15 protein-coding genes are annotated in these 13,967 nt (G+C 53.7%); 4 read left to right on the forward strand and 11 right to left on the reverse strand.

Translation table 11 applies throughout. The features are described 5' to 3' along the window. Positions 1-348: 348 nt before the first annotated feature. Positions 349-1,092, reverse strand: a complete 744-nt coding sequence (locus FRY98_RS27735; protein WP_148457934.1) for a ThuA domain-containing protein — start codon at positions 1,090-1,092, stop codon at positions 349-351. Positions 1,093-1,277: 185 nt separating this feature from the next. On the opposite strand from FRY98_RS27735, the gene FRY98_RS27740 reads away from it, so the two are divergent. The 3 genes from FRY98_RS27740 (at position 1,278) to FRY98_RS27750 (ending at position 3,313) form a co-directional block, all read left to right on the forward strand. After that, positions 1,278-2,180, forward strand: coding sequence for a helix-turn-helix domain-containing protein (locus tag FRY98_RS27740; protein WP_148457935.1), 903 nt, complete (start codon positions 1,278-1,280; stop codon positions 2,178-2,180). A 79-nt stretch (positions 2,181-2,259) separates the two neighbouring features. Continuing rightward, the gene (locus FRY98_RS27745; protein ID WP_148457936.1) at positions 2,260-2,817 is read left to right on the forward strand and encodes a helix-turn-helix domain-containing protein; all 558 of its coding nucleotides are present in this window, start codon (positions 2,260-2,262) and stop codon (positions 2,815-2,817) included. Between the two features lie 22 nt (positions 2,818-2,839). After that, positions 2,840-3,313 carry a YbaK/EbsC family protein gene (locus FRY98_RS27750; protein WP_148457937.1) on the forward strand — a complete coding sequence of 158 codons (474 nt, stop codon included), beginning with the start codon at positions 2,840-2,842 and terminating at the stop codon, positions 3,311-3,313. A 165-nt stretch (positions 3,314-3,478) separates the two neighbouring features. Here FRY98_RS27750 and FRY98_RS27755 read toward each other — a convergent pair whose 3' ends face one another. From FRY98_RS27755 to FRY98_RS29255, 9 genes are all read right to left on the reverse strand, one after another. Continuing rightward, entirely contained in the window at positions 3,479-5,659 is a 2,181-nt protein-coding gene (locus tag FRY98_RS27755; RefSeq protein WP_420819715.1) for an ATP-dependent helicase, read from the reverse strand. Then, positions 5,649-6,182 (reverse strand): GNAT family N-acetyltransferase, encoded by a 534-nt coding sequence (locus tag FRY98_RS27760; RefSeq protein WP_148457939.1) that lies wholly within the window; start codon positions 6,180-6,182, stop codon positions 5,649-5,651. Before FRY98_RS27760 ends, FRY98_RS27755 begins: the two co-directional genes overlap by 11 nt. Positions 6,183-6,242: 60 nt before the next feature. Continuing rightward, positions 6,243-6,572: a YnfA family protein gene (locus FRY98_RS27765; RefSeq protein ID WP_148457940.1), complete on the reverse strand. Its 330-nt coding sequence runs from the start codon at positions 6,570-6,572 to the stop codon at positions 6,243-6,245. Positions 6,573-6,755: 183 nt separating this feature from the next. Continuing rightward, complete coding sequence (locus tag FRY98_RS27770; protein ID WP_148457941.1) at positions 6,756-7,580, reverse strand: class I SAM-dependent methyltransferase; 825 nt, start codon at positions 7,578-7,580, stop codon at positions 6,756-6,758. 16 nt (positions 7,581-7,596) lie between these two features. Further along, on the reverse strand, positions 7,597-7,962 hold the full coding sequence (locus tag FRY98_RS27775) for an MmcQ/YjbR family DNA-binding protein (protein WP_148457942.1): 366 nt from the start codon (positions 7,960-7,962) through the stop codon (positions 7,597-7,599). Beyond that, positions 7,959-8,885: a ketopantoate reductase family protein gene (locus tag FRY98_RS27780; RefSeq protein ID WP_148457943.1), complete on the reverse strand. Its 927-nt coding sequence runs from the start codon at positions 8,883-8,885 to the stop codon at positions 7,959-7,961. The genes FRY98_RS27775 and FRY98_RS27780 overlap by 4 nt, the downstream gene beginning before the upstream one ends. 21 nt (positions 8,886-8,906) lie before the next feature. Continuing rightward, positions 8,907-10,820 carry a threonine--tRNA ligase gene (thrS, locus tag FRY98_RS27785; RefSeq protein WP_148457944.1) on the reverse strand — a complete coding sequence of 638 codons (1,914 nt, stop codon included), beginning with the start codon at positions 10,818-10,820 and terminating at the stop codon, positions 8,907-8,909. A 660-nt stretch (positions 10,821-11,480) separates the two neighbouring features. Then, entirely contained in the window at positions 11,481-11,642 is a 162-nt protein-coding gene (locus FRY98_RS29145; protein ID WP_249043545.1) for an N-acetyltransferase, read from the reverse strand. After that, positions 11,617-11,742, reverse strand: coding sequence for a hypothetical protein (locus tag FRY98_RS29255; protein ID WP_263639203.1), 126 nt, complete (start codon positions 11,740-11,742; stop codon positions 11,617-11,619). The genes FRY98_RS29145 and FRY98_RS29255 overlap by 26 nt, the downstream gene beginning before the upstream one ends. A gap of 123 nt (positions 11,743-11,865) precedes the next feature. On the opposite strand from FRY98_RS29255, the gene FRY98_RS27795 reads away from it, so the two are divergent. Beyond that, a complete protein-coding gene (locus tag FRY98_RS27795; RefSeq protein WP_148457946.1) occupies positions 11,866-12,267 on the forward strand; it encodes a GNAT family N-acetyltransferase in 402 nt (133 codons plus the stop codon). Positions 12,268-12,277: 10 nt separating this feature from the next. Here the strand turns inward: FRY98_RS27795 and FRY98_RS27800 are convergent, their stop codons facing one another. Then, positions 12,278-13,846, reverse strand: a complete 1,569-nt coding sequence (locus FRY98_RS27800) for a YcdB/YcdC domain-containing protein (RefSeq protein WP_148457947.1) — start codon at positions 13,844-13,846, stop codon at positions 12,278-12,280. Between the last annotated feature and the right edge of the window lie 121 nt (positions 13,847-13,967).

Below are 13,967 nucleotides of genomic sequence, written 5' to 3' on the forward strand. Positions count from 1 at the left end.
AAAACCCGGAGGGCTCATGACGACTGAAGTTGACAATCCAATCGGACGCTGAACATGATGATTAACGGGAATTTCTCCCGCTAATTTTGCTCATTTCGTCCTCATGGTTCAATTTAACTGGAATTGTTCCCGCTAATTTGACCAAAATGAAGCGCTTCGCGCCTTGATCCCGAGATTAGCTGGAGAAATTCCAGCTATTTTGTATTCGTCGGCCGTTTGGTCCATATTAACGGGAGGTTTTCCCGTTATTCTCGCCCCAATGAGCCTAGTAAGGTCAATTCCATCCCCCATTGACATAAAAAAAGCCGGAACGGAGCGCGTAAAACCCGCTCCATCCAGCTAAAAAAATTACAACAGCGTTGGCGTCTTCACCGCTTCGAGCGGCGCCACCCGTCCGTAAGAAACTTTGGCGCTTTCCGTCTTGGCCGCCCAGTAGACGCCGTTCGCAATCACCTGTAGCACCTCAGGGTGATGGTACACCGGGAAGGTTTCATGACCCGGGCGGAAATAGAAGACCTTGCCCAGCCCTCTCTTATAGCAGCAGCCGCTGCGGAAAACTTCGCCGCCCTCGAACCAGGAGATGAACACCAGCTCATCCGGGGCCGGGATTTCAAAGCGTTCGCCGTACATTTCTTCCTTTGGAATTTCAATATACTCGCCCAATCCCCGCGCGATCGGATGGCTCGGCTCAATGACCCAGATCCGCTCTTTTTCCCCGTCATCCCGCCATTTCAGCGATCCGGTGTTCGTTCCCATCAAGCTGCGGAAAATCTTGGAGGCATGCCCCGAGTGAAGCACAATCAGTCCCATGCCGTCCAGCACCTTCTGCCGGACCCTCTCGACGACCGCATCGCTGACTTCGTCATGCGCCACATGGCCCCACCAGAGCAGCACGTCCGTCTGCTCCAACACCTCGTCCGTCAGCCCATGCTCCGGCTCATCCAGCACCGCGGTTCTAACTTCCAAATCCCCGAAACCCTTCAAGTGATTGGCGATGGCCATATGAATCCCTTCCGGGTAGACCGCCTTGACTTGATCATTATGTCTTTCATGACGGTATTCGTTCCATACCGTAACTTTAATTTTGGACACTGCTTAAATCCCCCTATTCCTATTCACGACTCTGGACGTACGACGATCGAGCCGCACACCGACAACCGTTAAAACGTTTGCATTACCTCTACAGTATAGGACGTGTTACAATGAACGGGAATGGCGAAAACATACTCTTTTTGTACAAAAACGACTTTTTTAGGTTGTCCGGGGAGGGCTGAAATATGCTGGCGATGAATACGGAGCTTCTGCCTAAAATCAAACTGATGGGGTTCGTATCCTACACCCAGCCCTGGGTGCATTTTCGAAGAACGACTTCGGAACATATTCTTTATGTTGTCAAAAGCGGCGAGCTTCATCTCCGGGAAGGCGGGGTTTCCTACAACTTAACAAAAGGGGATTTTCTGTTCCTCGAGCCGAACGTCGAACACGTGGGCACGGAGAAGCACGTTTGCGACTATTATTATATCCACTTTGAGCATCCGGATTTGAAGTCCGTCCAGGTGGACGACCTCCCGGCGCTGTCCCGGAGCTTGATGGTTAAGGAGGGGACCGAACCGGCCATCCAGGACCCGCCCTTATGTTATTTTCCCAAAACCTATCGGCTGCCGAAAAAGAATCTCCCCCTCTCCTTTCACGCGTTGAACGAAATGCTTCAACTGTACCGCCGCCATTATTTCAACCGGAGTTTGAGCGCCCTGAAGCTGACGGAATGGCTGATCGAAGTCTCTCGCGAGTACTTCATCGACGCCCTGCAAAGCGAAGAAACGGGCAGATCGCGGTCCGTCATGAAGGTGCACGCTCTTCTCGGTTATATTCACGGGCACTACGCCGACAAAATAACGAGCCGCGACATCGAGCGGGAATTCGGCGGAAACTACGATTATATCAACCGGGTTTTCACGCGGATGACGGGGCAGAGCATTATGCGGTATGTGAACCAGGTACGGATCAACCATGCCAAGGAACTGATCGAAGCGACCCACCTCAGCTTTGGGGAAATCGGGTATTTATGCGGGTTGGAGGACCCTTTCTACTTCAGCAAAGTATTTAAGAAATACGCAGGCGTTTCCCCCAGCCAGTATGATAAGCGGGTACGAGGCCGAGAGGGCGTAAATCACAAATAGACAGAGCTGCGATTCGAATATTGTATTGTAATATATAATAAATGTTTAGTATAATAAACAAGAGGAGGTATGAATATACTTGGATGCCATTCACATCAGAGTAGGCCATAATTTGCAGCGCATTCGGAAACAGCGGCAGTTAAGCCTGGACAAGGTCGCCCAGCTAACGGGAGTCAGCAAAGGGACGCTGCATCAAATTGAACGGGGCGAAACGCAGCCCACCGTAACCACCCTTTGGAAAATCGCGGTAGGGCTGAACATCACGTTCTCCTTACTGCTTAAAGAGGAGGAATCCCGGGTCCACATCGTTTCCCGTAAGGAAGAACCCGACGCCATAGAGGACAACGGAAGGTGCAAACTTTACCTGTTGTTTCCGTACGACCCGCAAACCCGGATCGAAACCTACAAAATCATGCTCAGCCCGGGCTGTGACTATGTTTCCCTTCCGCACCAGGATGGAGTCCAGGAGTACATCACCGTAGTATCTGGGGTTTTCAACCTGCAAATTAAAGAAGACATCTACACCCTACACGAAGGACAAGGCATCCGGTTTTCCGGGCAACTCGAGCACCGTTACCTGAATCATACCGAGGAAATCGTAACGATTCAGGTGATTATGTATTACGCGGAGACTTAAGTTAAAGGAGAGAGTCACTCAAATGTCATTAAAAGAAAGCGCCCAGCTTATTCAAAACCGATTAAAGGAAATGGGATATCCCCATATCGTAAAGGAATTGCCGGAAAATGCGCGCACCGCCCAGGAAGCTGCCGATGCAATCGGCTGCGAGGTGGCCCGGATCGCCAAATCGATCCTATTTCGGCTTAAAGGGGCCGATCGGCCCCTGCTTGTGATCGCCAGCGGCGTCAACCGGATCAACGAAGGCAAAATCGCCGCCCTGCTTCAGGATGAATTGGGCAAAGCCGATGCGGATTATGTGCGTAAACATACGGGATTTGTGATTGGCGGGGTTCCCCCTCTCGGACACCCGGGGCCGATATCCACATGGATCGACGAAGATTTGCTCCAATATGAGGAGATTTGGGCCGCTGCCGGTCATCCTAAAGCTGTATTCAAGTTGACTCCACAAGAACTGCTGCAAATGACCAACGGAAAAGTCATCAACATGAAGTAATCCCCATCTGTTATCCAAGTTATCCACAAAGTTATCCAGATGTTATTCTAAGTTATGCAGTTATTCGACAACTGTCCACAGTCGTGATTGTGGATATTGTGAATAAGGTGTGAAAAATGGGCATAACCCCTCCGTTACGGATTCGGGTTATGCCCTGTTCAAGGTTTATTCACAGGCTTCGCGCTCCAGCAGTCCCATCTCAACGCAAGTGTGCAGGGAGAGCGTTTTGGTTCCCTCGGCAAAGGCGATATCGACCAAATCCCCGTGCCTCGCCCGCACCTCACCCCGGCCAAAAACCCGGTGCCGGACGGCATCCCCGGCCGCGACGGCCAGGGAATCTGCCGAATGCCCCGCGCCGGCGGCCCCCGCCTTGTCGTTCTCCGGCCGTACGATGGATCTGACATGCGAGACGAACCGGGATTCGGCGGTCTTCTCCCCGTCCCGCTCTTGATAAGTCAGCAGCTCCAGTTCCCGTTTCGCCCGGGTCATACCGACATAGAACAACCGGACCGCCTCTTCCATCGGCGCATCTTCCCCGACAGCGTGCTTTTTGATATCCTCCGAGGAAGGGATAACGCCATCGACCAGATCGATCATAAACACCTTCTCGAACTCAAGGCCTTTGGCGCTGTGGAATGTGGATAACGTGACGGCGTGTTCTCCCCGCCGCTTTTTGGACGACGTCAAAGCCGATTCCAACACCTTCAGACGTCGCGCGAAATCCTCCATCGTTTCCAGCGTTTCCGCAATTTCCTCCAGCGTGTTGAGGATCCCGATCAAAAACTCCTTGCGGAACCCCATCCATTCGCACATTTTATCAAGCGCCTTCTCGTAACCGAGCCGCTCCCGGATCACGCGGATCGCCTGCAGCGGCGGCATGCCCTTCATCTCGCGGAAGGTGTCCCTGCTGGCTTGCAGCGGCTTCAGCTGATAGTCCTGAAGCTTCACGTATTGAAGCAGATTGTCGAAGACGGATTCGTTGTTGCGGATTTCTTTGACCGCGGCCATCTGCTGCTTGCTGATGTAACCGTTGAACTTCAGATGGATTTTCTCCAAAATATCCGGCCGCTTATCGGTAAAGGTCATCCGCATAAAATTCAATATATCCTCCACCACCCAGTGGGAGAAAAAGCGGTTGTCGGTATCTTTCATATAAAAAGGAATACCCGCCCGGTCCAACGCGTTGATCAACGCGACCGAGGAAGAGTTATTGCGGTACAGCACCGCCACCTCCGACAATCGCTCCGTTTTTTGAATTTCCCCGATTACATATTTCGTCTGCGCCTTGTAATCCGGAAAGGAGCGAAGAATGACGCCCCCCTTCTCCTCCTCGGGCCGCTCGGTGAACATGTTCTTGTCGTAACGGTTCGGGTTTCGCCGAATAAACTGGTTGGCCGCGTCAACAATGGCCGGGACGGAACGGTAGTTCTGCTCCATGAACAGGATTTGGGCCTGGGGATAAACTTGGCGGAAATTTAGCAAATAAGCAGGCTCCGCCCCTCTCCAGCTGTAGATCGATTGATCATCGTCCGCGACCACGCACAAATTGCCGTGGCCCCGAACCAGCTTTTCGATGATCGCATGCTGTACGAGCGAGGTATCCTGGCTTTCGTCGGTCAGGACGTAATCGTATCTCCGCTGGTAGGTTTCCAGCAGAAAGACGTCGCGCTCCAGAATCTCGTTGCCCAGCGTCAGCATATCGTCGAAATCGAGGAGCAGCTTGTCCGGCCGGGAACGTTTGAACGCCTCATACTCGCGTAAGATCCGCTCGGCCTCCGTCACCCCGGCCTTTACGGTCCCCCACCGCTCGGGCGGCAGCAGCTTGTTCTTGATGTAACTGATATAAGTCGTCAGTTCATCCATCTGATCATCCGTCATGTTTTCCCCGGTGACCGATTTGAAGATCTGCCGCAAAATCGCCTTCTTGTGCAAGGGGGCCTGGTCCGGATCTTCGCCCCCATCCGGACCTGCGTCTCCGCTGCCTTCGATCATCTGGTAAGCCACTCCCGCCCTGCGGAAGTGCTCCCTTACCACCTCATACGCCAGACTATGAATCGTCGAGAAGTCCACCGGCGCGAGCTCCGGAAAAAAACGCCGATACCGTTCCTTCATGTCATGAGCCGAAGCCCGGCTGAAGGTGACCGCCTTAATCCGCGCCGGCCGTACGCCTTTTTCCTCAATCAGGTATCCGATTCGCATAATCATCGTCGTCGTCTTCCCCGACCCGGGAGAAGCAAGAAGCAGGACGGCTCCTTCGGTCTGAAGAACCGCCTGCTTCTGAGTATCGTTGAGGGCAATGCCCAGCTCCCGTTGTTTTCGCTCAAAAAATCGAGTTTTACTGTCTATGCTCATTGCTCACTCTTTGTCTCCATTCGGATTCCAGCAATCCCATCATGTAAGTATCGAAATATTCCCCGTTGATGAAAGCATGCTTTCTCAATTGACCTTCCACTACAAATCCGATCTTCTTGTACAGGGCGATCGCACGCTCGTTAACCCCTCGCGTGGTCAGATAAATTTTATTCAGGCGGAGCTGTTGGAAGCCCCATTCGATCATTTGTTCCATCGCCGGTTTTCCGTAGCCTTGTCCGCGCGCTTCCGGCGCAAGAAGGATGCCGATGCAGGCCCGTCCGTGCTCCGGTTCAATATCCCGCAGAAAAACCCAGCCGATCAGCCGGTTCTCCTTATTTTCGATCGCCATCAGGAAGTCGCCTTTCCGCCTCTTCTTCTCTACCTCTTGTTCTATCTGCTCAAGGGTCTTCGGAATTCTTCCGGCCATGGCGATGGATACCGGGTCATTCGTCCACCGCTGAAGCTCCTTGATATCTTCTTTCTCAAAAGGGCGTAAGGTTACTTGTTGTTCAGACATGGTCCTCTCTCCTCTCGTATTCTCATGCCCGGAATTTCCGCACATCCGAAATCCATGACCTTATGAGTGCCGCGGCCACCACAGCATGATCGAAACGCCGACTAAACATAAGGCAGCTCCGGCCCAGTCCCACAGGTCGGGCGCTTTTTTGTCCACAGCCCATCCCCAAAGGAGCGAGAGGACAATAAACACGCCGCCGTAAGCCGCGTAAACTTTGCCAAAAGACGGGAATTTCTGCAGGGTGGGGAGAATTCCATACAAGATGAGCACGATCGCTCCGACTATACCGTAGCCGTAAGACTTTCCTTCGCGGAGCCAGAGCCAAATCATGTATCCTCCCCCGACTTCGGCAAGGCCGGCCAATATAAAAAGAACGACAGATTGGATCATAGCTCCCCCACTTACCTTTTTTTCGACTAAAAAGCTGTCCCTTCGATTATACCTTTCCTTAACTCCGCCTTTCCACCCGAAAAAAAGCCGTCAGAATCCACTATCGATTCTAACGGCTTATGGCGTCATCATTTACGGGATACGTTCGCGAACCTTAAGCAGCGGCTGACCATGGCTAAGCGCTTATTTAACGCCGAGGCGAAGTCGGTAGCCGAACCAAATCTCCCGGGATTCTCCTTGGAAAAAGTCTTCCACGTGCTTGCGGAAAGTCTCCAGTTCGGAATCCAGGGCGGTGAGCCCCAACTTAAATACGGTCTGAATGCCGCCCTGGCTCAAGGCGAGGCCTATGAATCGCTCGGCATCGCAATGTTCCGCGTTGTGAAATACGATCTCCCGGGTAAAACGGAAGGCCCCGCTATCCCGCAGTGCGCCCAGATGTCCGTTCTTGTCCCGTTTGACCGCCTGATCCGCCTTATCCATCGTCCGCTTGACCAGATCATCCGCTTTTTCCGTTAGCTCAAGGTATTCTTTCTCCAGCTCCCAGTTCAGCACGGGCGGCCAGTCACAATCGTAAATGGCGAAGACACCGCCCCGCTTTAAGACGCGATGGGCTTCCTTCAGCGTGCTTACGGGTTCCATCCAGTGGAACGACTGTGAGCAGGTAATGATATCGACCGAATTATCGGGGGTGTCCAACCGGTTGGAATAACCGGGAACGAACGTAATCCGTTCTGCCGGCCCGGCCGCTCCCTTGAGCTTCCGGTTTGCCTCGCTCCTCATATCCGCGTTCGGTTCAACGCCGATCACGCGCTCCGCGCGGCCGCCCCAGATCAGGGTGGACAGGCCCGTACCGCAGCCCAGGTCCATGACCAGGTCCGGCTTGCGTCCCAGATAGTTTCCGAGCAGCTCTACGACAAGCTGCGGCGCCTCGGGACGGTAACGGTCATAAAGCTCCGCAAACCCGGAAAACCGTTCGATATTCTCTCTCGAGTTGCCTTCGGGAATCATCCGATTTTCGCCTCCTCTATCGAATAAGAGCCGTTATCGCTTCGCGAGCCGCCTTCGTCAAACTGCGGAACACCAAATCATAGGAATGGTCGATCATCTGCCGCAAATCCTCGCTGGACAGGCTGCCGTCCACGACGACCGTATTCCAATGCTTCTTGTTTAAATGGTAGCCGGGCTGAACGGAGGCGTGCTGTTCCCGCAGATTGACGGCGATGACCGGATCGCATTTCAGGGAGATATGCACCTGATTGTTCTTGCCGTCGACGGAGATCAGCGCGAACATTTTTCCGCCTACCTTGCATACGAGCGGTTCGGGCCCGAACGGATAGTCGGGGGAGGCTCCCTTTTTGCTTAAGCAGTAGTCGGTAAGCCATTCCTTCACGATAATCCGCTCCCGTACACCTTTAGATTATGGTAAATCGCTTGAAGCCGCGGGGCCTCCAGACCTTGCCGCTCCGCTAACTCAAGCAAGTAACCGTGCAGGTGCGCGCCTTCCACGGCATAGCCTTTCTCCATGTCCCGGAGCATGGACGATTTCATTTCAAACGACATCCGCTGCGTCGTTTCCATATGACGGTCGACAATGTCTCCGTCCAGCGGGGCCCCGTGCGCGAGCATAACCGCCTCGATTTCCCGAAAAACACTACGGATGAACTCCGTCCCGCCGGTTGTCTCGCGAATCGGGCCGACCGGAGAGCGCATCAGCGTCGTGATACCCGCGATCACGGCGATGAACAGATATTTATGCCAAATATCCCGTTCAATATGATCGCTAAGGAGGAATGAGGCCTTCGTCCCCCCGAGCGCCTGCTCGATTTGGCCGATCCGCTCCGTTTGGCTTTGGCTCTGTCCGAATTCCCCGAATCGGACGAAATGATCCTTGCTGGTCTGGATCACATGTCCTTCCTGATTCAAAGTGGTTTCAATGAAGCATAGGCCGCCGATGACCCGGTCCGCTCCAAATTCCCGCTGCAGCACCGGATAATGCGCCACCCCGTTCAGCAGCGGGAGAACGACCGTCCGCTCGCCGACAAAAGGCCTCAAATCCCGAACCGCCTCCTCCAGATGATAAGCTTTCGAAGAGAACAAAACCAAATCGTAAGGCGCATTCACAGGTTCCTCCGCCGTTATCGTCTTGGGACGGATCGTCACATCCCCGTGGACACTGCGAATGACCAGGCCGTCACTCTCCAACTGCCGTTTTCTCCGGCTGCGCACCAGAAACGTGACGTCCGCTCCCTTTTCCGCCAAACGGCCTCCAAAATAGCCGCCGACTCCGCCGGCGCCAAGCACCAATATTCGCACATCAGGTCCCTCGCTTTTGGCTTATTTTTTACTGCGAATTTCTTCGGTTAATGTCGTGATGATTTCCTGTATCGAAAAAGTCCCCGTGTCCTCCTCATTGCGTCTCCGGACGGCCGCCGTTCCGGAAGTTCTCTCTTTTTCGCCAAGTACGAGCGTGTACGGCACCTTCGCAAGCTGCGCTTCGCGGATCTTGTACCCCAGCTTCTCGTTTCTCGCGTCCACGGAGACGCGAATGCCGGCTTCGTCCAATTGCTTCTTGACTTCGTAGGCATAATCGACGTAATTTTCGGATACCGGCAGCAGCTTCGCCTGAATCGGCGCGAGCCATAGAGGGAACGCCCCCGCGTAATGCTCGGTGAGCATCCCGATAAAACGGTCGATCGAACCGTAAACCGCACGATGAATGACGACGGGTCTATGCTTTTGATTATCCTCGCCGATATAGGCCAGGTCAAATTTCTCGGGCATTTGATAGTCAAGCTGAATCGTGCCGCATTGCCAGCTCCGCTTCAGGGCGTCGAGGATATGAAAATCGATTTTCGGCCCGTAAAAAGCACCATCGCCTTGATTGAGACTGTATTCGAAGCCGCGTTTCTCCAATACACGCTGCAGCGCCGACTCCGCTTGATCCCAAACCTCCGGGTCTCCCATGGAATCTTCCGGCCGAGTGGACAGCTCGATGTTGTACGTGAAGCCGAAGATCCTGTACATCTCGTCGATGAGGTCGATGATCTTGCCGATTTCCTCTTCAATCTGCTCCGGCAAAACAAACAGATGGGCATCGTCCTGACAGAAGGTGCGCACGCGCATCATACCGTTTAACGCGCCCGAAAACTCGTGGCGGTGCACCTGGCCGAACTCCGATATCCGCAGGGGCAGATCGCGGTAAGAGCGCAGGCTGTTCTTAAACACGAGCATATGTCCCGGACAGTTCATCGGCTTGAGCGCAAACGTGGAATCATCGACATGGGTAAAATACATATTGTCCTTGTAATGATCCCAATGACCGGACTGTTCCCAGATCCGGCTATTCATCATCAGCGGGGTGCGCACCTCCTCGTAATCGCGTCTCCGCTGAAGTTCACGCGCAAAATTCTCCAGTTCCGTGCGGATCGTCATCCCATGGGGCAAGTAAAACGGCATGCCCGGAGCTTCCTCGGAAAACATAAACAGCTCCAGCTCTTTGCCGAGCTTGCGGTGATCGCGCTTCTTGGCCTCCTCGATCAGATGCAGGTGTTCCTCCAGCTGCGCCTTCTTCGGAAAAGCCGTGCCGTAAATCCGCTGCAGCATCTTGTTCTTGGCGTCCCCCCGCCAATAAGCGCCGGCCACGCTCAACAGCTTGAACGCCTTGATCCGTCCCGTGGACGGAAGGTGAGGACCCCGGCACAGATCGAAGAACTCGCCTTGTTCGTAGATGCTGATCTCGGCCGCCTCGGGAAGATCGCGGATCAGTTCCAGCTTCAGCGGCTCCTCCCGGTCGGCGAACAGCCGGGCAGCCTCTTCCCGGCTTACAACGCGCCGGACAATAGGGAGATCTTCCTTGGCGATCCGCTCCATCTCTTTCTCAATGGCCGCCAGATCACCGGCGGATAAAGGCTCTTCCAGATCGACGTCATAGTAAAAACCGTCCTCGATCACCGGACCGATGCCCAGCTTGACGGACTTCTCTCCGTAAATGCGCTTGAGCGCCTGTGCCATGAGATGGGCCGTACTGTGCCGGTAAATATCCAGGCCTTCCTTGCTGTCGAGGGTCAGCACTTCCACGGCGCAATTTTGCTCAATCGGAACATTGAGGTCCACCGGAACCCCGTCGATTTTGCCGGCGATCGCATTTTTCCCCAGACCGCTGCCGATCGACTCCGCCACTTGCCGTATTGTGGTCCCTTGCTGGAACCTCCTGATGCTGCCGTCCGGTAAAGTAATTAGAATTTCCATGTTACGGGCCTCCACTTCTCTATAGTGATCTGAACGCAAAAAAACGCATCTCTTCCCAGAAGGGACGAGTGCGTTCAGCTCGTGGTTCCACCCTAAATTCGACCTTCCCGTCCGGCACCTAAGGCCATAACAGCCATAACCGCGGATGGAAGATCCTCATTCGGATCCGGTAACGGGGATCATTCCGGTGACGCATACTGCCGCGGGATTGTTGCCTACGGGTTCAACGCCACGGCTGCAAAGGGGTAACTTCGCCTCCGTAACTGGAGAAGCTTTCAGCTTACGCCTCTCTCTCTGGACAGTTCGTGAAGGAAATCATGTCTTTGGTCATCGCCGGGTATTTCTTATTGCTATTTTATAACATAGCCCAAACCGAATGCGCAAGCCTAAATTATTTTTGCAGTTACAGGATGGTGTCCTTATACAGTAGACATTTCACCGAATTTGTCTTTCTAAATGTGGACAACACCACTAGGGCTCCTCCCCCCCACAATGACGTTCATGTCCTCTATATTTGGTAGGTGATTGTCATATTTCATCAATATCTAGATCTATGAACCCTCCCGGCTTCAACGAGCTTATATGTATGTTTGTCCACATTTGAAAAGACATTTTAGCCCAAAAAGTCCATGCAAAGAGGACAATTCAGCTCGGCTTAACTTATGAGCGGCCTCCAGACCGCAATGGTAACTCCATCTGGCGAGACTTGCTAACAAAGCCTAATCGTTCATAAAACCGGATTGCGGCCGCTTTGAACTCGGATACGCTCAGCTCAATGTCGTCCGCCTCCCAATGTTCAGTCAAAGAAACGATTTCCTTCATCAGCTTCGTTCCAAAACTTTGTCTCCGCTGAATTCCGGACCAGAACAAAGCGGTCGATGTTGTCGAATCCGTGCAGCGTTTGATTATGGTGCGCAATCATCTGCGTCTGCATCCCTCCAAAACTAGCAGTTTATTTTACCGGCAGAATTTATCATAATCGAATAGTGACTACAATTCCTGAAACGGTTATAGACAAAAAAATGCAAAAGAAGGAGGCCCTTTGATGACAATCCGTTATGTTTCCGGCGTATTGGAGGAATATGCCCCGGTCGCAGCCCTTTATCGCGCTTTGGGGTGGGATTTGCTCGGTCTCTCCACCTCCGATCTGGAGACCATGTGCCGGCAGAGCTGGTTCGTGCTCTTCGCCTTTGACGGCGATCGTCTTGCCGGTATGGGGCGCGTCATCTCCGATGGCGTAATTACCGGAGTCATATGCGGTTTGGGAGTCCATCCCGAATACCGGTCCTTGGGAATCGGCAGGGAACTGCTTCATCGGCTTACTGCCCAATGCGAGGAGCATGGCGTGATTCCTCAATTGATGTGCAGCGAGCAGTTGGTTCCTTACTATGAGGCGAGCGGCTTCAAAACCTTTACTGTCGGCATGAGCAAAAGGGACAAAAGATAGTTCCTGCCCCTCATGTTCCCAAGATGCACTCCCCGGTCACAGCGTCGATATACCACACTCTGCGCTCCACTCCCGACGCATTTATGGCGGTTACGGAAGGTTGATACACGAGCCGGAAAACCGGCTCTTTCCCTTCTTCCTTTTCCAAATGCCATTTGAGCTGAAGCTTCATCCGCCCGGCATATCGCTTAGCCGCTTCTTCCTGTGACAGTACCGGTCTAAGCGGGAGCGCCGCCATCGTTTGGATCATCTCGTAAGAGACCCCCGCATACAAGCAGACCGCCCCTGTAGAAACATACACCGCAATCATGACCCGCTCATGGCTTACCGGAATACCGCGAATGTACACGGGCAGGTAGAAAAATTCGCGGCGCCGCTCATCTTCCTCTTCATCGTCCTGTCGGTCCTCCAACTGTAGATACTCGGCATATTCGGGAAAAAACTTCCCCAGGAACCGCTCGGCAATCCCCCAGCATTCCTCTCGCGTAAGCGCGGCTTCCTCTGCCATACCTCCCTCGCAGCCCGAGTGGTGGTAGCTGACGAGCCTTCCCGTCGATTTTTCCCATTGAATCTTGATCGCCGAGTCCATCAGGAATCGAAGCTGGTCCCCCCATTTTCGCTCCATATATCCATCGACCGACAACGGATCAACCAAATCCCGGTCTTGCTCTTTTAGCGTGTGGGCCGTATAGAGCAGCGTTTCCAATTCCTCATCTTCCGCCGTTTTCTCCAGCCGATAGATCTTTGGATCGATACCGAGCCGCCGTGCCCAGCCCGCCGCACTAAGATCCTCTTCTTCGACCGGGCTAGAGGCCGCCGTGACCGGGGGCAATGGACGGCTTGGCGGCTTGGCGTAGTGCTCGGGCCCGAACAGATCCGTCCCGGTCGCCGCATCGATCCATCTGTTTTCCATCAGCGGTTCGTAAACCAGCCGAATTTCCGGTTCACCGCTTCCGATCTCATGCAGGGAGGAATGCAAAGTGACCAGGACCAACTCCATTCTCAACTGCTCCTGAAGCTGCCCTAACAGCACAGGTTCCTCCACTATTTTTTCCGGCCACTCCGGCAGTTTCGGAGGAAAATCCGGCCGTTCCCGCAGCCGATACCATGTCACCTGAAAACGGGAATCCAGGGTTATGACACATCCTGTATAATGAAGCGGCAGACCGTGTGCTTCCCGGTTATATTCGAAATGGTACAGGTTCCGGCGGGCTTCCGCCTTGACGACCGTCAGCGCGGAGGGGGCCGGGTGGTGCCGTTCTATAAGGGCCTCGGCCGCTTGCCTTGCCAGGTCAAGCTTGTTCCCGGAAACCGCCGCCTCTTCCGGCTCCAGAGTATCCTCCCCTCCCCCTCCCTCTTGCGCTTCAGCCCGGTCCATGTTTAACCGCATCAGTACACCGGTGGCCAAGTCCAGAGCGATTTCGATGCTGTTCTCCCCATGATCCGGGTCCTCCCAAATATAGCAGCGCTCCCGCTCCTCCTCTTTCGGAATACTGTCCTCCATCTCCAGACGGTAATGCCCGGGAATTCGCACAATCGCCTTCGCGGTTTCCCGCAGCTTTTGCAAATCGATTTTCATGGATAGGCTAGACCTCCTCACGGAACCGCATCCGTCACTTATTCCCAACTTTTTCTTTCCCTCATTTGAGCATAACAGAAAAGAGGACCAAGTTCATGCTTCCTCCTCGCCTTCACATCCG

The organism is Paenibacillus faecis (assembly GCF_008084145.1).
In the GTDB taxonomy this organism is placed as follows: domain Bacteria; phylum Bacillota; class Bacilli; order Paenibacillales; family Paenibacillaceae; genus Fontibacillus; species Fontibacillus faecis.